The following is a 17,551-nucleotide window of genomic DNA, read 5'->3' as shown; positions in this document are numbered from 1 at the left end:
CGCACCGCACGGTCAGCCCGCGATGCCCATCGCGACGACCCCGATCGCCATCGCCCAGGATTCCACCGCGAGCAGCCGGGCGGTGCGCCCCCGATGCCCCGTCGGACGCAAGGCCGCGGCGAGCGTCCACCCGACGACGGCGACCGTGCCGAGCACGAGGAGCGCGCCGAGCGCACCGCCGAGGCCGTGCCCCGCGTGTCCCGCTGGCGTCACGCCCTGGCCCCCCGCTCCGGCGGCACTGTGGAAGGCGCAGATCGCCATCACGAGCGCCCCGAGCGCGCGGTGGCAGCAGCCGGCCGCCGATGCCGCCCCGCGGACGCCCATCGTGCCGATCATGCCGGACACGAGCATCAGGGCACCGAGCAGCAGCGCACCCAGCGCTCCTGTGATCCCCGTCGCCACCAGCAGCATCCCCACCGCCATCACCACCGCGGCCTGGCGCCCCTGCCACGGCACAGCGCGCCGGGCAGCGAGGCAGGCGCCGGCCGACACGAGCGCCGCCGCCGCCATCAGCCACGATGCTGCCGGGAGCAGGAGGTCCACAGCCGAAGTATATTGATCGATCGCTCAAAAAAGCGAGACCCCGTCGCGATGCGACACAATGAGCACGTGCCCCGCATCGTCGACCATGATGAGCGTCGCCGCCAGATCGCCGACGCGCTGCTCGTCGTCGCCGCCAGGGACGGTCATGAGAGCGTGTCCTCGCGGGCGGTCGCGAAGGAGCTCGGCGTCGCGACCGGCTCCCTGTGGCACTACTTCGACGGCTTCGACGACGTCGTCCGCGCCGCGGCGGCCGAGGTCACCCGTCGCACCGACGAGCGCATCGCCGCCGCGACGGACGGGCTGCGCGGCCTCGCCCGCCTGCGGGCCCTGATGGGCGAGGTGCTCCCCGTCGACGAGCGCACCCGCACCGAGGCGCACGTGGTCGTCGGCTTCTGGGGACGCCTGGCCACTCTCGCACCGACTCCTGACGCCGGAGCGCCGACCCTCGCGACATGGCAGGACAGCATCCGGGAGGCCCTGGACGAGGCGGCGACCGACGGGGAGCTGCGCCCCGACACCCCCACCGGCGACCTCCTCGCCCTCCTGCGCTCGATCACCTACGGCCAGCAGGTCGTCGAGGTCACCGAGCCGCAGACGCCGGCGGCGCACTTCGCAGTCCTCGACAGCATCCTCGCCCCCTGGCGACGCTGACCCCGACATCGCCCACACGCACGGTTGTGCACCCGTGCACGCCGTCGTATCATCGTGCCAACCCGTTTCTTGAGCGTTCGCTCGAAAATAGTGAGGTCAACGATGTCCCCGCACTCCCCCCAGCCCGTCTCCCTCGAGCCCATCGCCGCTCCGCATCCGCTCGATCCGCTCACCGGCGCCGAGATCGCCGCCGCCCGCGCGGTGCTCGACGCAGCCGGCCTGCTGACGGCGACCACCCGCGTGCCGATGCTGCTCCCCGACGAAGCCACGAAGGAGGAGCTCGCGGCCTGGCGCCCTGGCGCCCCCATCGACCGCCGGGTCGACGTGACACTGCTCGACATCGCCACCGGCGTCGCGACCGAGGTGATCGTCTCGATCACCCGCGGCGAGGTCGTGCGCCAGGAGCGGGTGCCCAACGACGCCCCGCCCTACGGCCAGCCGCAGTACCTCTTCGAGGAGTACGAGCGGGCCGAGGCCATCGCCAAGGCGTCCCCGGAATGGCAGGCGGCCATGCGCCGCCGCGGCCTGGCGGACCACATGGCCCTCGCCTTCTGCTCCCCCCTGGCCCCGGGCTACACGGGCCGGGCCGACGAGGTGGGCCGCCGCGTGATCCGGTCCCTCACCTTCCTCCGATACGACGAGCAGGATTCCCCGTGGGCGCACCCCGTCGAGGGGCTGATCGTGCACATCGACCTCACCTCGGACAGCGTGATCCGCGTCGAGGACGAGGGCGACGTGCCGGTCCCGGCCGGACACGGCAACTACTACCCGGAGGTGCAGGGCGCGGCACGGACGACGCTGAAGCCCATCGAGATCACCCAGCCGGAGGGGCCGAGCTTCGGCGTGTCCGGCTCGCTCGTCGAGTGGGAGGGCTGGTCGATGCGCGTGGGCTTCAACGCCCGCGAGGGCCTCGTGCTGCACGACGTGTCGTTCCAGGGGCGCTCCGTCCTGCACCGGGCGAGCGTGCCGGAGATGGTCGTGCCCTACGGCGACACCGCCCCCGGCCGCTTCTGGATCAGCTACTTCGACGCGGGCGAGTACCTCCTCGGCAAGAACGCCAACCACCTGGAGCTCGGCTGCGACTGCCTCGGCGTGATCCGGTATCTCGACGGATACGTCGCCGACGACCACGGGCACCCGGTGCGCATCCCGAACGTGATCTGCATGCACGAGGAGGACTTCGGCATCCTCTGGAAGCACACCGACCTCTCCGGGCGCTCCGACGTGCGGCGCTCGCGGCGCTTCGTCGTCTCGTACTTCTCCACCATCGGCAACTACGACTACGGCTTCTACTGGAACTTCGGTCTGGACGGCTCGATCGAGGTCGTCGCCAAGGCCACGGGCATCGTGTTCGCCGGTGCCGGAGAGCCGGGCGTCCGCCAGAAGCACGCGACCGAACTCGCCCCCGGCGTCTTCGCCCCGGTCCACCAGCACCTGTTCTGCGCGCGCCTCGACGTGGCGATCGACGGCCAGGACAATCGCCTCGTGGAGGTGGACGCGCAGCGGGTGCCGATGGGGTCGGACAACCCGTTCGGCAACGCGTTCACCTGGTCGGAGACGGTGCTGGAGACCGAGCACGCCGCCCAACGCGAGGCCGACTCCTCGGTCGCCCGGGTGTGGGAGGTGCAGAGCGCCTCGCAGACGAACCACGTCGGCCGCCCGACCGCCTACCACCTCGTGCCGGAGCCGACCGCCCTGCTGATGGCCGACCCCGCGTCGTCCGTCGCTGCCCGCGCGGCCTTCGCCACGAAGCACCTCTGGGCGACGCGATACGAGCACGGCCGGATCTGGCCGGCCGGGCGCTATCCCAACGCGCACCAGGGCGGCGCCGGCCTCCCGGAGTACACGGCCGATGATCGCCGGATCGACGGCGAGGACATGGTGCTCTGGCACACCTTCGGGCTCACGCACTTCCCCCGCCCGGAGGACTGGCCGATCATGCCCGTGGACTACGCGGGATTCTGGTTCAAGCCCTACGGCTTCCTCGACCAGAACCCGGCCATGGACGTGCCGGAGTCCTCCCAGGCGCACGGCGGAGCGACGGCGACGGCCTCCTGCTGCGGCGGCGACTCCTGCGCCTGCGGCCACTGAGAGCACCGGGGCCGCTCCGCCCCGTGATCAGTAGCGGGCGGAGAAGGCCCCGTCGGCCTGGAGGAGCTGCCCGGAGATCCAGCGCCCCTCGTCCGAGACGAGGAACGAGACGACGGCGGCGATGTCGCCCGGCGTGCCGAGGCGCCCGAGCGGCGTCATCCCGGCGAGGCCGGTGCGCGTCCCGTCGTCCATCCAGCCGGTGTCGATGGGGCCGGGGTTCAGGACGTTGGCGGAGATGCCGCGCGGACCGAGCTCGCGCGCGGCGGAGATCACGAGCCGGTCGAGCGCGCCCTTGGACGCCCCGTACGGCAGGTTCCCGGTGACGTGATCGCTCGTGAGAGCCACGATCGCGCCGCCGTCCTCGGCCTGGCGGGCGAAGGCCGCGATGAGGAGCAGGCTCGCCCGCGCGTTCACGGCGACGTGCCGGTCGAAGCTCTCCGCCGTGGTGTCGAGCACGCCGGACTCGACGTCATGCGCGTGGCTGAGGACGAGCGCGGAGATCGGGCCGTGCGCCTCCGCGACCTCGGCGATCAGCCGCTCCGGTCCGTCCGCGGTGGAGAGGTCGGCCGGGTGATCGGCGTCGTCGAGGTCGCTCGTGACGACGGTCCAGCCGTCGGCACGGAGCCGCGGGACGATGCCGGCGGCGATGCTGTTCGCGCGCGCGGCGCCGGTGACGAGAGCGAGGGGCATGCCCTCACGCTAGTGGGCAGCCCGTCGCGGGTGCGAAAACGTGCCCCGATCGTTCCGGGCAGGAGCGCTTCACATCCCGCACCACGGGGAGGGCGACGACCGACTCAGGTGAGGGCGGCGATCGCGTCGCGGAGGATGCCGTCGGCGTCCGCCAGTGCGGCCGCCGCGGTCTCGGCGGAGGCACCGGTCGCGAGCAGGAGCAGCGCGAGCTTGACGGAACCGTCCGCGGCCTCCAGCGCTGCGGACGCGGCGTCGACGTCCACGCCCGCGAGCTGCGACACCGTGCGGATCGAGCGGGCGTGCAGCTTCTCGTTCGTCGCCAGCAGGTCGACCATGACCCCGCGGTACGTCTTGCCGAGCTTGATCATCGAGAGCGTCGTCAGCATGTTCACGACGAGCTTCTGCGCCGTGCCGGACTTCAGCCGCGTGGAGCCCGAGATGAACTCCGGCCCCGTGACGACCTCGATCGCGATCTCGGCCTCCGCGCCGATCGCCGACCCGGCGTTCGAGGCGATCGCCACCGTGAGCGCGCCGAGGCCCCTGGCGTACCGCAGCCCGCCGATGACGTACGGAGTGCGGCCGGATGCCGAGATCCCCACCACCGTGTCCAGATCGGTGAGGTCGAGGTCGCGCAGAGCGAGGGCCGCGGCCTCGTCGTCGTCCTCCGCGTTCTCCACCGCCGAGCGGATGGCCGTCTCCCCGCCCGCGATGAGCCCCACGACCATCGACGGGTCGGTGCCGAAGGTGGGCGGGCACTCGCTCGCGTCCAGCACGCCGATGCGTCCGGCCGTGCCCGCACCGATGTAGATGAGGCGACCGCCGCGTCGGAACCGCTCCGTGATGCCGTCCACCGCCGCCGCGATCTCCGCCGTGCGACCGGCCACGGCCTCGGGCACGCGCCGGTCCTCGGCGTTCATGCGCTCGACGAGCTCGGTCGTGCTCAGCAGGTCGAGGTCGCCGCGCTCGGTGGTGGAGGCCTCGGTGTCGAGGCCCGCGAGCTCGGCGAGGAGGGTGGTCAGACGGGGGTCATTCGGCACGGTGCACGAACCTTTCATGGGGGAGGTCGAGGCGACGGGTCAGCAGCAGGGCCCCGTCCATGGCGCCGCCGCGCGCGGGGACGACGCGGTGGCCGCTCGTCTCCAGGGCGCGGGTCAGGGCGGCGCGGAAGCCGTCGTGGTCGGTGAGGCCGCCGTGCAGCACGACGACCGCTGTCGCGCCGGCGGCCGCAGCGGTCGTCGCCGCGAGGAGCCGGACGGCCTCGTCCACGATCCCGCCGGCGACGGGGTCGTCGTCTGCGGCCGCGGCGAGCACGAGGGGCGCGAGGGTCGCGAGGCGGCGGGCGAGGGCTCCGTCGGCGGCGAGCCAGGCCTGCACGGCCGAGGGCGGGCCGACGGGGGCGGCGAGCGCCGCGGTGAGAGCGGTGGGGGCGGCCAGCCCGTCGTGGGCACGGAGCACGGCACGCAACGCCTCCCGGCCGAGCCAGGATCCGCTGCCGAAGTCGCCCAGCTCGGGGCCCCAGCCGTCGACCAGACGCGCACCGGAGGGGTCGACGCCCAGCGCCACGGCTCCGGTGCCGGCGATGAGCAGCACGCCGGCCGCGCCGTCGAGAGCGCCCGCATGGGCGGTGACCACGTCCGACGCCACCGCCACGCGTGCGCCGGTCCGTGCGGCGAGCGCGGCGGCGAGTTCCGCGGCCGCCTCCGGGGCGAACCAGGCGCCGGCCGCCCCCACGCCGAGCGTGTCGATGCGCTCGACATCGTCGAGCAGCGGGAGAATCGCGGTGAGCGCCGCCTCCACTCCGCCCGCCGCGGCGAGGCCCGGGGCTCCGAGCCCGGAGCGCTCCCCGGCCGCCGCGCCGTGCACGACGAGGCGGCAGCGGGACTTGCCGAGATCGACGGTGGCGATCGTCTCGCTCATCGGCACTCCTCGGATCCGGCGGAAAGAAAGAAAAGCGACTACACAACACGTAGACTCGCTGAAAAGAATTTACCATCCCGTTCCGCCGTTCCGGAGGATACCGTGAGCATCCAGTCGACGATCGAAGCCGCCGCTGCGACCCTGCCCCCGTCGCTGGCCCGTGTCGCGGCCGCCGTGCGGGAGAACCCGAGCCTCGTGATCGACAAGACGATCAGCGAGCTCGCGACGGAGTGCCGCACCTCGGTCGCGTCCGTCGTCCGGTTCTGCCGGGCGATCGGCTTCACCGGATACGCCCCGCTGCGCATGGCCCTGGCCACCGAGCTCGGCAAGGAGGCCGCCCAGTTCTCCGCCCGCGGCGCCTACGGCTCCGAGATCTCCGACGAGGACTCCCTGGAGGAGGCCGTCTCCAAGCTCGCCGCCCTGGAACTCCTCGCGATCGAGGAGACCGTCGGTCAGCTCGACTTCGCCGTGCTGGCGGCGGCGGTCGCGGCCATCGACGGCGCCGACCGGATCCTCCTCTACGGCATCGGCGCCAGCCAGTTCGTCGCGGAGGACCTCGCGCACAAGCTGCTCCGCGTCGGCCGCAACGCCCACGTCCTCTCCGACCCCCACGAGGCGATCGCCGCCGCCGTGCTCCCCGTGGGCACGACCGTCGCTATCGGGTTCTCGCACGCCGGGTCGACCATCGAGACGGTGCGGTTCCTCGAAGCCGCCGTCGCCAACGGCGCGACGACGGTGGCCGTCACCTCCGTCAAGGACTCCCCCCTCGCCCAGGTCGCCGACCACGCGCTGTTCACCGAGGTGCGCGAGTCGACCTTCCGCGCCGGGGCGATGGTGAGCCGGATCGCGCAGCTCGCCCTCGTGGACTGCCTGTTCATCGGCGTCGCCAAGCGCCGGTACGCCGAGACCGTCGACGCCCTGCAGCGCACGCGTCAGGCGACGCGCCTCCTGCGCGACTGACGACGCCTCGCCCCGTCAGTCGAGCGCCGACTCCGGGGTCGCACGGGCGTCCGCGCGCGTCGCGGAGGCTCCCATCGTGCCGGCGGTGCGCAGGAACACGATGATCCAGCTGAAGATCAGCACGGCCGCGATGAGCTCGACCGCCGTGAGGTTGTAGTAGCCGACCGCGAAGAACGCCCCCAGCAGCACGATGACCAGCACGTACGCCCAGCCGAGCCCCACGAACACCCGCGGGATGCTGCGCACGAACCACGGCAGGCCGACGACGATCACCGCGAACACCACCGCCATGCCCGTCGCGACCGTGTTGTGCAGGCCGAAGAACTCGTCGACCGGGAAGATGCCCACGCACGCGAGGAAGATCCCCATGAGGATGAGGCCCCCGCGCACGATCGTCCGGCCGCGGCGGTCGACCGGGTCGTCGACGGGCAGCCCCGCGGTCGCATAGCGGGAGATGGTCGTCACCATGATCCCCGCGATGATGAGGGTCACGTTGAAGGCCACCGAGGCGCTGTTGCTGCTCATGCCCAGCGCCGACAGGTTGTCGCGCCACCAGTGCACGTCGCTCGACGCCAGCATCGCCGCGAACGCCCCGACGACGAGGAACACCGCCAGGACCAGCGACAGCACGGTCGGCGTCAGAGCGACGGCGCTGAGGAAGGCGACATACCCCGTGAGCGCGAAGGCCACCGCGACGAGGATCGCCCCGGGGAACGGGAAGACCGGGGCGTCGACGAAGCTCTGCTCCAGCAGCTGCGCGATGCCGAGCCAGCCGAGGTAGGCGATGGCGGCGTGCGCGAAGGCGATGGCGGCGAGGTCATACCAGCGGAGCCGGTCGCCGGGGACGGCGAATCCGTCCCTCGCGACCGAGGGGTCGACCTCCGGAGCCCGCACGGCGAGGCGCCCCAGGGCGAAGGCGAGCGCGGCCGCGATCGCACCGCCGTACGCCGCGAACATGCCGATCGAGCCGGTGCCGCTGATCGAGAGCTGGTGCCCCCAGAACACCGGCAGGGCCACGAGGAATCCCACCAGGAGGAACGCCGCGCCGACGATCAGCGCCGTCGCTTCGAACACCGCGTCCGAGGTGGCGGGTCCACGCACCTGACGGAGCACGTGCCGGATCCGCTGCCCCACCGTCGACATCATCCCGCCGTTCACGGACCACATCCTAGACGGCACCCCGCGCGGCCGTCGCCGGTGGTAGCATCGCGGAACGGATCGTATACAACGTCGTCGTTCCCACCAGCCCGAGGTGATCAGTCATGAACGGTGCCCTCACCACCCCCGCCGAATCGGTGTCGACCCTGGTCGCGCGCAACATCAGCGAGTTCCGCGCCGCCGTCTCCGAGTCCTTCGTGCCCCTGCAGGTGTCCTCCGCGGGCGCCGACCAGTTCCGCGGCGTGATCCGGGGCGCGGCCGTCGACGAGGTCCACGTCAACGACATCCGCGCGACCTCGCACGTCGTCGAACGCACGACCGAGCTCATCGCCCGCGGCGACCGCTCGTACTTCAAGGTGAGCCTGATGCTCGCCGGGACCGGGCTGCTCATCCAGGACGACCGCGAGGCCGTGCTGCAGCCGGGCGACCTCGCCGTCTACGACACCGATCGGCCGTACTCCCTCGTCTTCGATCAGGACTTCCGCACCATGGTGGTCATGTTCCCGAAGCACCTCATCAGCCTGCCCGCGGACATGATCGGGCAGCTCACGGCCGTCCGCATCTCCGGGCAGGAGGGGCTGGGCGGCATGGTCGTGCCGTACCTGACGCAGCTCGCCGGCAACCTCGACGAGCTCGCCGGCACGACGGGAGCCCGGCTCGCGCACAGCGCCCTCGACCTCGTGACCACCGTGTTCACGCGGGAGCTCGGTCTCGACCAGGCCTCCGCCGACCCGCACCGCGCCCTCATGCAGCGGATCCGTGCGCATATCGACCGCAACCTCGCCTCCACGGACCTCGGTCCGGCCTCCATCGCCGCGGCGCACTTCATCTCCACCCGCCACCTGCACGGACTGTTCCAGGAACAGGGGGTGACCGTGTCGACGTGGATCCGCACCCGCCGCCTGGAGCAGTGCCGTCGCGACCTCCTCGACCCGATGCTCGCCGACCGCCCCGTCGCCGCGATCGCCGCCCGCTGGGGCTTCGTCGACGCGGCACATTTCAGCCGTGCGTTCAAGACCGCGTTCGGCGTCTCCCCCAGCGAGTACCGCGCCACCCACTGACCCCGTCGTTCCTGTCCTCCCCGTCGCGCGCGGGATCAAAACCGCCCCGCCAGCGCCCGCCCCGCGCACGTTCCTTATCCCGCACCGTCCCCCGCCCCGCGCGCGGGATCAAGAACGCACCCCAGACGCCCTTGGCAGGTGCAGTTTCGACCCCGCACCGACGAGCGGCACGCCCTGCACGGAAGAACACGACTCCCGTGCACCAGAGGTACACCGCGTTCGGGTGCGGGATCAGGAACGGGCCTCATACGCGTCCGGCAGGGGCGTTTCCCGTCCCGCACCGGGGCGGCCGCACGCGGGACGCCGGTGCGGGATCAGGAACGCACTCCACCCGCGTCCGGCAGGGACGTTTTCGATCCCGCTCCGATGAAAGGCACGCCGTGCGCGGAAGGGCGCGACTCCCGCGCGCCAGAGGACACGGCTGACCCCCGCGTGGGGGATCAGGAACGGGCCGCACACGCGTCCGGGAGGGGCGTTTTCCGTCCCGCGCCGGGGCGGCCGCAGGCGGGACGCACGTGCGGGATCAGGAACGCACCCCAAACGCGTCCGGCAGGGGCGCTTCTGATCCCGCACGGAGGGCCGGGGGCGGATCCGCGGACGTGACCGGAAGGCGGGGCTGCCGCGGGGACGGGACCGGTACGGGGCATCCGCGGGGGCGGGCTTGCCCGGGAGGGCACGCCGGTTGACTCTCGGCGCGGGATGGACTCCGCGCGCTTGAGGGCTCCCCCGGGCCGGCCGGAGCATGAGGCAAGCGCATCGCGACGACGCGGTGCCCGGGGCGACGAGGCCCCGCCGTGTGCGACGTCAGGACCCTCATGACCGACATCTCCACCGACCCCGCTCTGGACGAATGGCGCACGTACGACGACTTCGCCGCGGGCATCGACACGTTCCGCCTGCCGAACACGACGCTCGCCGGAACCGCGCTCATGCTCACCCTCGACGACGACACCACGCTCGCGCTCCGCTTCGACGAGGACTCCGTGACCTGGGAGGGACTGAGCTCCTCGGGACGCGACCCGTATGACGCGGTCCGCGTGCGCGACGACGTCGTCTTCGTGAACATCCCCTTCGAGACCCGCGAGCGTGAAGCCCTCACCGTCGTGTTCTCCACCACGACCCACCGCGCCACCGTCATCCGCTCCCGCATCGCGGCGGAGGCCGTCGAGGGCACCCCGCAGGTCGGACAGGACTTCTGGGCCGCGACCACCGACGCCGGCCCCGCCACCGGAGAGGTCCCCGGTCCGAGCCGCGACCTCATCGGCAAGCGGAACATCTACCGCTACAGCCCCCACCACCTGTACGAGCACGTCTACGTGTCCAGCCAGCGCTACGCGTGGCAGTGCCTCGAGGGCGTCCAGCGCGGTCACGGCGACATGGACCTCTCCACGGTGTGGAAGTTCGCGGACGGCCTCTACCTGTTCTGCTTCCGCGAGTTCCGCATCGCGGTGGCGAGCGTCTGGCTCCACGACCTCGGCTACCAGCTCATGACGACGGGGATCTTCCTCGGACTCAACGGCGACGGCGAGTCCGAGCACTCCCGCGCCGGCGGACACATCTACCCCCTGGGCGCCGTCGCCTACCCCGACGCGCAGCCCGTCTGACCCTTCGACAGGCTCAGGGACCCCCCTTCGACAGGCTCAGGGACCCCCCTTCGACAGGCTCAGGGACCCACCTTCGACAGGCTCAGGGACCCACCCTCGACAGGCTCCGGGACCCACCCTCGACAGGCTCCGGGACCCGGAACGAAAGAGAGCACATGAGTAACGCAGACCTGATCCGCGAGCACTACGCCGCGAACGACCGGGGCGACCTGGACGGCATGCTCGCGCCCTTCGCCGCCGACATCGAGTGGACGGAGGCCGCCGGATTCCCCTATGCCGGGACCTACATCGGCCCGGACGCGGTCGCCGAGAACGTCTTCGGCCGCATCCAGGAGGAGTGGGACGACTACACCGTCGCGATCGACGAGGTCGTCGACGGCGGCGACGTCGTGGTCGGCATCGGCACCTACTCCGGCACCTACAAGCGCACCGGGCGGTTCTTCGCCGCCCGGGTGGCCCACGTCTGGCGCGTGGCGGGCGGCGAGATCGTCGCCTTCGAGCAGTTCACCGACACGGAGCTCGTGAACCGCGCCCTGCGCGCGCCGTCGACGAGCACCGATACCCAGCCTTCGAGCTGACAGCACGACCCGAACAGGAGAGGCAGAAGCACATGAACAGACGAGCATCCGGCACCGCGGCGGTCATCGCCGTGGCCGCCCTCGCTCTCGCCGGCTGCGCCGGTGGCGACGGAGCCGGGGGCGACGGCGCCCCCATCGTCGTCGGCTCCGTGAACACGATCAGCGGCCCGGCGACGTTCCCGGAAGCGTCGCAGGCGGCCGCCGCCGTCTTCGACGCGTTCAACGAGGATGGCGGCCTGGACGGCCGGAAGATCGAGTACAAGATGCTCGACGACAAGGGCGACCCCGCCACGGCCACCGCCTCGGCGCGGGAGATCGTTGGCAGCGACGAAGCCGTCGCACTCGTGGGCTCCGCGAGCCTCATCGAGTGCGAGATCAACGCGAAGTACTACGAGCAGGAGGGCATCCTCTCGGTGCCCGGCATCGGCGTCGACACGGGCTGCTTCGACAGCGAGAACATCTCGCCGGCGAACGTCGGCCCGTTCAACGACATGACCCTCACGCTGCAGTACGGCTCCGAGGTGCTCGGACTCGACGACATCTGCATCCTGCTGGAGATCGCCGGCTCCACCCGCCCGACCTACCAGGCCGCGATCGACAAGTGGACCGAGATCACGGGCAAGGAGCCGAAGTACGTCGACGACACCGTGCCGTACGGCGCCTCCGACTACACGCCCTACATCGTCAAGGCGCGCGACCAGGGCTGCAAGGCCCTCGCGATCAACCCCGTCGAGCCCGACGCGATCGGACAGGTCAAGGCCGCGAACGCCCAGGGCTGGGACGACGTGACCTGGCTCTACCTCACGAGCGTCTACAGCGAGAACTTCGCCGACGCGATCGACGACGCGGGCGCCGGCATCTACGTCCCCGCCGAGTTCTACCCGTTCACGGACGACAGCGACATCAACGCGGACTGGCGGGCGCTGATGGAGGAGAACGACATCCCCCTCACCTCGTTCAGCCAGGGCGGCTACCTCGCGGCGACGTACTTCATCGAGGTGCTGAAAAGCATCGACGGCGACATCACCCGGGAGAGCGTCTCCGAGGCACTGAAGGGCATGGACCCGATCGAGAACCCGATGGTGGGCACGCCCTACGCCTTCGGCACGCAGAACACCGCGGGCTGGCCGATCATCCTGAAGTCGGGCACGAACGCCTGGGAGAAGGTCGCCGACGACTGGCTCCGGATCGGCGAATAGTCCCGCGCTTCGACAGGCTCAGCGACCCACCCCGGGTCCCTGCGCTTCGACAGGCTCAGCGACCCACCCCGACAGGCTCGGCGACCCACCCGGGTTTCCCGCGCTTCGACAGGCTCAGCGACCCACATCTGGGTCCCTGAGCCTGTCGAAGGGCCCCTCACCAGAAAGGACGCCTGATGCTCCAAGGCGCCATCGCCGGTCTCGCCGCCGGCGGCCTCTACGCCGTCCTCGGCGTCTGCCTCACCCTCATGTCGCGCCTCGTGCGCGTGGTGAACTTCGCCCAGGCCGCGACCGGCATGTTCGGGGCCTTCACCGCCGTGTGGTTCGTCCGTGAGATCGGGCTGCCCATCTGGCTGGGCTCGATCCTCGGGGTCCTCGTCGCGGGCCTACTCGCCGCGGCGATCGGGTTCATCGCCGCGACCTGGCTGTCGGAGGCCTCGACGACGACCCGCTCGGCCATGACGGTCGGCCCGCTCCTGCTGCTCATCTCGCTGTCGTTCATCCTGTTCGGCAACAAGCCGCAGCCGTTCACCCCGATCATCGCCGGCCCCGCGTTCTCCTTCGGCGGCGTGGTGATCAGCCAGGTCACCGTCGCGACGGTGGCGATGGCCGTCGTCACCGCCGTCGCCGTGCGCATCGTGCTGCGCCGCACCCGGGTCGGCACCCAGCTGCGCGCGCTGTCGGAGCGGCCGACCACGGCGGAGCTGCTCGGCATCCGCTCCCGGCCGCTGTCGATCGCCGTCTGGTTCGTCACCGGGATCATCAGCGCCATCGCGATCATCATCGTCGCACCCTCGCAGTCGAACGATGCCACGAGCCTGTCCATGCTCATCGTCCCCGCTGCGGCGGCCGCGCTCCTCGGCGGCTTCCGCCGGCTCGACCTCGCCGTCGTCGGCGGCCTGCTCCTCGGCGTCCTCGGCGGACTCGTCGCGCAGATCGACGAAGTGGCGCTCGTGCGCAACTTCCTGCCGTTCCTGTTCATCGTCGTCCTGCTGCTGTGGACGCAACGCAAGGAGGTGTGGGATGCCGCTCGCTGACCGCCCCTGGTTCCGGATCACCTGGCCGTTCGCCGTCGCCCTGGTCGGCATCGGCGTGGGTGCGCTCCTCAGCGCCGCCCTTCCCGGCTACTTCGTCTTCCTCGCGATCAGCGCCGTCACGGCCGCGATCGCGATCCTCGGACTCGGCATCGTCACCGGCTCGGCCGGCATGATCGCCCTCTGCCAGCTCACGTTCGCCGCGGTCGGCGCGTGGATCGTCTCGCTGCTGAACGTGATGCAGGCGCCGGGCGGCTTCCTCGTCTGGCTCGTGCTCGGTGGCGTCGCGGCCGGTCTCGTGGGCATCCTCGTCGGGCTCCCCGCCCTGCGGCTGCGCGGGGTGAACCTCGCGGTGGTGACGCTCGGCTTCGCCGCGGCGGCCGACGTCACGCTCGTGCAGATCCAGTTCCCCGGCTCCGCGGACGGCATCGCGATCGAGCGCCCGGCACTGTTCGGGAGCGACCGGGAGTTCTTCTTCCTCTCCATCGTCGTGCTCGCCGTCTGCGGCCTGGCGGTGTTCTTCCTGCAGCGCGGCCGGTGGGGCGCGAGCTGGAAGGCCGTCGCGTTCTCCGAGCGGGGCACGGCCGCGGCCGGGCAGAGCGTGCGCACCGCGAAGCTCACGGCGTTCGCGGTGTCGGCGGCCCTCGGCGGCATCTCCGGCGGACTGCTCGCCGGACAGGTGCAGCTCCCCTTCGCCTCGAGCTTCACGCCGCTGCAGTCCCTCGCCCTGTACGTGCTGGCTATCATGTCCGGCGCGCACCTCATCGACATGGCCATCTTCGGCGGACTCCTGTGGGTGCTCGTGCCGGAGCTGCTCAAGCGGTGGGGCGTGCCGCAGGACTGGGGCTTCGTCGTGTTCGGCGTGCTGGGGGTGCAGGCGCTCACGAGCGGCACGAACCTCGGCCAGGGCATCCGCAACCTCCTGTACCGACGGGCCGACCGGCGCACGGCCAGCGCGAAGCTCACGGCGCTCCCGCCTGACGCGGGAACCGATGCGGCGGCGATCACCACGACCACGACGGCCACCGTCGACGAGGCCGCCCTCGACGGCGCCCCGGTGCTCACGGTCGACGGTCTGACCGTGCAGTTCGGGGCGCTCAAGGCCCTCGACGACGTCTCGTTCACGGTGCCCGCCGCCTCGATCATGGGACTCATCGGTCCGAACGGCGCCGGGAAGTCGACCTTCGTCGACGCCATCAGCGGCTTCCTCCCCCAGCACGAGGGCCGCGTGCTCCTCGGCGACCGCGACCTCGCCGGGCTCTCCCCCACCCGGCGTGCGCGACTCGGACTGCGACGGACCTTCCAGCAGGACCGCGTCCCTCCGGCGCTGACCGTGGGCGGCTACGTGCGCTTCGTGGCCAGACGGCGGCTCGCCGCGGCGGACATCGACGAGGTCCTCGCGTTCTTCGGGTGCCCGCCGGCCCGGGCGCGCCTCTCGAGCGTCGACGTCGGCACCCGGCGGCTCGTGGAGGTCGCGGCGAACGTCGCCGCCCGCCCGCGACTGCTCATCCTCGACGAGCCAGCCGCCGGCCTCTCGCACGAGGAGCATCTGGCACTCGCGGCTCGCCTGCGCGAGCTCCCCGGGCGCTACGGCGTGGCCCTCATCATCATCGAGCACGACCTGGACCTCGTCCGCTCGGTGTGCCCGACCCTCACGGTCCTCGACTTCGGCCGCGTCCTGGCGAGCGGCCCGCAGGCGGAGGTCCTCGCGAACCCCGACGTCGTCAAGGCGTACATGGGAGAGACGGAGCTGCTGAAATGAGCGCACTGGTGCTCGACGGCGTCACGGTGAGCCGCGGCGCCGGGCCGGTCATCTCGGACGTCTCGCTGCGGGTCGCCGGCGGCGAGGTCCTGGCCCTGGTCGGCCCCAACGGGGCGGGCAAGACGAGCCTGATCGAGGCGGTGTCCGGCGTGACGCCGCACTCGTCCGGGTCGATCCTGCTGGACGGGGATCCGATCGACCGGCTCTCCCGCGTGGCGCGGGCCCGGCGCGGCATCGTGCACATCGAGCAGGGGCGGGCCGTGTTCCCGTCGCTCACCGTGCGCGAGAACCTCTCCCTCACGGCACGCACCGCCGGGGAGATCGAGGCCGTGCTGGCGCAGTTCCCGGAGCTGGAGAAGCGCATCGACTCCCCCACGGCACTGCTGTCGGGTGGGGAGCAGCAGATGGTGGTGCTGGCACGGGCGTTCGCAGCGAAGCCCCGGGTGCTGCTCATCGACGAGATGTCCCTGGGCCTCGCGCCGGTGGTGTTCCTGCGCCTGATGCCGATCGTGTCGTCGATCGCGGAGTCCGGGGTGGCGGTGCTGCTGGTGGAGCAGTTCACGCAGCTCGCCCTCGGTCTCGCGCAGGAGGCGGTCGTCGTCGCTGGCGGCCGTGTGTCGTTCCAGGGCGCGCCGCAGGCCCTCCAAGACGACCCCGCCCTCCTCCACCGCGCCTACCTCGGGGGCTGACTCCCCGTCGACCCACCCCGTTGCGTTCCTCCCGGCCCCTTGCGCGCGTTCGCAAGGGGCCGGGGCGCGCGAAAGGGGGTGGGTCGGCGGCGTGGGGGTTAGCCTGAGGGAGTGACCGAGATCCTCCATGCCCGCGCCGCCCTCCTCGACATGGACGGGACCCTCGTCGACTCGACCGCCGTCGTGGAGCGCCTCTGGCTCGCCTGGGCGGAGCCGCACGGGATCGACCCCGAGACCGTCCTGCGCACCGTCCACGGGCGCCAGGGTCACCAGAGCATGGCGATCCTGCTCCCCGAGCGCGACCACGCCATCAACCTCCGTGAGAACGAGGTCATGCTCGCGACCGAGGCCTCCGACGTGGACGGTGTGATCGGCATCCCGGGCGCCGAGGACCTGCTCGCCGCGCTGGAGCCGTTCCCGCACGCGGTGGTCACCTCGGCCAACGTCGCGCTCATGACCGCGCGGATGGGCCAGGCCGGGCTCACGGTCCCCGAGCTCGCCGTCACGGCGGAGAACGTCTCCGCCTCGAAGCCCGATCCGGAGGGCTTCCTCCTCGCCGCCCGCACCCTCGGCATCGACCCCGCGGACTGCGTCGTGTTCGAGGACTCCGGCGCCGGCATCCAGGCCGCCCACGCCGCGGGCATGCGCGTGATCGGCATCGGTCCGCACGCGGGAGCCCACGCCCCGACCGCACACGTCGACGACCTCACGCACGTCGCCGTGGTCCCGACCGACGACGGCTTCGAGCTCCGGATCAACTGATCTCGGGGCGACGGCCACCGCCCCTGACCCGGCGCTACATCCCGGCGTGGTCGAAGGCGATGGTCGGCACGTCGACCACGTGCGACCCGCCGTCCGCCACGATCACGGCGCCGGTGATGTAGGACGACTCCCCCGACCCGAGGAACCGCACGACGGAGGCGATCTCAGCGGGCCGCGCCGGGCGGCGCAGCGGCACGTCGGCGGTGACCGTCGCGTAGCCCTCCTCCCGGGAGCCGAGACCGGCGTGCGCCGCGAACTCGTCCATCTCCTCGTCGGCCATCGGCGTCTGCACCCACCCGGGGCAGATCGCGTTGACGCGCACGCCGTGGCGCCCGTAGTCGCGCGCGAGCGTCCGGGTGAGGCCGATGAGGGCGTGCTTGCCGACCGTGTATCCGGCCACCGACGGCCCCGCGAAGAGCCCGGCCAGCGAGGAGACGATCACCACCTGCCCCTTGGCCTCGATCAGCGCCGGCAGCGCTTCCCGCGCCATCACGAACGCGGTCGTGAGGTTGGCACGGATCGCGGCGTCCCAGCTCGCGTCGTCGGTCTCGGCGACCGGGGAGAACCCGTGTCCTCCGGCGTTCGCGACGAGGACGTCGATGCGGCCGAACCGCGCGAGGATCTCGGCGATCGCGGCCTGCGCCGACGCGGTGTCCGCCGCATCCGCGACGATCGGCAGCGCCCCGACGGCCCGCTCGACCTCGTGCAACGGCTCCGGCCGGCGACCCACCACGACGACGTGCGCCCCTTCGGCCGCGAAACGTTCCGCGACCGCCGCGCCGATGCCCGTGCCGCCTCCGGTGATGACGACGACGCGTCCGGAGACGCTCGATCCGACCACGGTTGCCATGT

At 71.9% G+C, this 17,551-nt stretch carries 17 protein-coding genes; 11 read left to right on the top strand and 6 right to left on the bottom strand.

Features of this window, described 5'->3' with window-relative positions; genetic code table 11:
* Positions 1–12: 12 nt before the first annotated feature.
* Positions 13–543 carry a hypothetical protein gene (locus C6C15_RS05020; RefSeq protein WP_105949433.1) on the bottom strand — a complete coding sequence of 177 codons (531 nt, stop codon included), beginning with the start codon at positions 541–543 and terminating at the stop codon, positions 13–15.
* 66 nt (positions 544–609) lie between these two features.
* Here C6C15_RS05020 and C6C15_RS05015 point away from each other — a divergent pair, with 66 nt between their 5' ends.
* Together C6C15_RS05015 and C6C15_RS05010 are read left to right on the top strand one after the other, a co-directional pair.
* On the top strand, positions 610–1,194 hold the full coding sequence (locus tag C6C15_RS05015) for a TetR/AcrR family transcriptional regulator (protein WP_105950761.1): 585 nt from the start codon (positions 610–612) through the stop codon (positions 1,192–1,194).
* A 102-nt stretch (positions 1,195–1,296) separates the two neighbouring features.
* The gene (locus C6C15_RS05010; protein WP_105949432.1) at positions 1,297–3,285 is read left to right on the top strand and encodes a primary-amine oxidase; all 1,989 of its coding nucleotides are present in this window, start codon (positions 1,297–1,299) and stop codon (positions 3,283–3,285) included.
* A 27-nt stretch (positions 3,286–3,312) separates the two neighbouring features.
* Here the strand turns inward: C6C15_RS05010 and C6C15_RS05005 are convergent, their stop codons facing one another.
* From C6C15_RS05005 to C6C15_RS04995, 3 genes are all read right to left on the bottom strand, one after another.
* Complete coding sequence (locus C6C15_RS05005) at positions 3,313–3,975, bottom strand: SDR family oxidoreductase (protein WP_105949431.1); 663 nt, start codon at positions 3,973–3,975, stop codon at positions 3,313–3,315.
* A gap of 104 nt (positions 3,976–4,079) precedes the next feature.
* Entirely contained in the window at positions 4,080–5,012 is a 933-nt protein-coding gene (gene murQ, locus C6C15_RS05000) for an N-acetylmuramic acid 6-phosphate etherase (RefSeq protein WP_105949430.1), read from the bottom strand.
* The gene (locus C6C15_RS04995) at positions 5,002–5,892 is read right to left on the bottom strand and encodes a BadF/BadG/BcrA/BcrD ATPase family protein (RefSeq protein ID WP_105949429.1); all 891 of its coding nucleotides are present in this window, start codon (positions 5,890–5,892) and stop codon (positions 5,002–5,004) included. Before C6C15_RS04995 ends, murQ begins: the two co-directional genes overlap by 11 nt.
* 102 nt (positions 5,893–5,994) lie before the next feature.
* On the opposite strand from C6C15_RS04995, the gene C6C15_RS04990 reads away from it, so the two are divergent.
* On the top strand, positions 5,995–6,852 hold the full coding sequence (locus C6C15_RS04990) for a MurR/RpiR family transcriptional regulator (RefSeq protein WP_105949428.1): 858 nt from the start codon (positions 5,995–5,997) through the stop codon (positions 6,850–6,852).
* A gap of 15 nt (positions 6,853–6,867) precedes the next feature.
* Here the strand turns inward: C6C15_RS04990 and C6C15_RS04985 are convergent, their stop codons facing one another.
* The gene (locus C6C15_RS04985) at positions 6,868–8,010 is read right to left on the bottom strand and encodes a DUF998 domain-containing protein (RefSeq protein WP_234024219.1); all 1,143 of its coding nucleotides are present in this window, start codon (positions 8,008–8,010) and stop codon (positions 6,868–6,870) included.
* Positions 8,011–8,114: 104 nt separating this feature from the next.
* Between C6C15_RS04985 and C6C15_RS04980 the strand changes: the two genes are divergently transcribed.
* The 8 genes from C6C15_RS04980 to C6C15_RS04945 all read left to right on the top strand — a co-directional run bounded on the left by C6C15_RS04980 (position 8,115) and on the right by C6C15_RS04945 (position 16,699).
* A complete protein-coding gene (locus tag C6C15_RS04980; protein ID WP_025103869.1) occupies positions 8,115–9,071 on the top strand; it encodes a helix-turn-helix domain-containing protein in 957 nt (318 codons plus the stop codon).
* Positions 9,072–9,886: 815 nt separating this feature from the next.
* Complete coding sequence (locus tag C6C15_RS04975) at positions 9,887–10,675, top strand: MoaF C-terminal domain-containing protein (protein WP_105949427.1); 789 nt, start codon at positions 9,887–9,889, stop codon at positions 10,673–10,675.
* 155 nt (positions 10,676–10,830) lie between these two features.
* Positions 10,831–11,253: a nuclear transport factor 2 family protein gene (locus tag C6C15_RS04970; RefSeq protein WP_025103867.1), complete on the top strand. Its 423-nt coding sequence runs from the start codon at positions 10,831–10,833 to the stop codon at positions 11,251–11,253.
* A gap of 32 nt (positions 11,254–11,285) precedes the next feature.
* Entirely contained in the window at positions 11,286–12,452 is a 1,167-nt protein-coding gene (locus C6C15_RS04965) for an ABC transporter substrate-binding protein (protein WP_060922467.1), read from the top strand.
* A gap of 176 nt (positions 12,453–12,628) precedes the next feature.
* Positions 12,629–13,489 (top strand): ABC transporter permease subunit, encoded by an 861-nt coding sequence (locus tag C6C15_RS04960; RefSeq protein ID WP_101846949.1) that lies wholly within the window; start codon positions 12,629–12,631, stop codon positions 13,487–13,489.
* Positions 13,476–15,248 carry a branched-chain amino acid ABC transporter ATP-binding protein/permease gene (locus tag C6C15_RS04955; protein ID WP_060922469.1) on the top strand — a complete coding sequence of 591 codons (1,773 nt, stop codon included), beginning with the start codon at positions 13,476–13,478 and terminating at the stop codon, positions 15,246–15,248. Before C6C15_RS04960 ends, C6C15_RS04955 begins: the two co-directional genes overlap by 14 nt.
* Positions 15,245–15,937, top strand: a complete 693-nt coding sequence (locus C6C15_RS04950; RefSeq protein WP_071327384.1) for an ABC transporter ATP-binding protein — start codon at positions 15,245–15,247, stop codon at positions 15,935–15,937. Before C6C15_RS04955 ends, C6C15_RS04950 begins: the two co-directional genes overlap by 4 nt.
* 111 nt (positions 15,938–16,048) lie before the next feature.
* Positions 16,049–16,699 carry an HAD-IA family hydrolase gene (locus C6C15_RS04945; RefSeq protein WP_082750076.1) on the top strand — a complete coding sequence of 217 codons (651 nt, stop codon included), beginning with the start codon at positions 16,049–16,051 and terminating at the stop codon, positions 16,697–16,699.
* Between the two features lie 34 nt (positions 16,700–16,733).
* Here C6C15_RS04945 and C6C15_RS04940 read toward each other — a convergent pair whose 3' ends face one another.
* Positions 16,734–17,549 carry an SDR family NAD(P)-dependent oxidoreductase gene (locus C6C15_RS04940; protein WP_060922471.1) on the bottom strand — a complete coding sequence of 272 codons (816 nt, stop codon included), beginning with the start codon at positions 17,547–17,549 and terminating at the stop codon, positions 16,734–16,736.
* Between the last annotated feature and the right edge of the window lie 2 nt (positions 17,550–17,551).

The organism is Microbacterium sp. str. 'China', from assembly GCF_002993305.1.
Taxonomy (GTDB): Bacteria; Actinomycetota; Actinomycetes; order Actinomycetales; family Microbacteriaceae; genus Microbacterium; species Microbacterium paraoxydans.
Note: the sequence above shows the minus strand (reverse complement) of the source record. Positions and strands in the feature narration are given on the sequence as shown.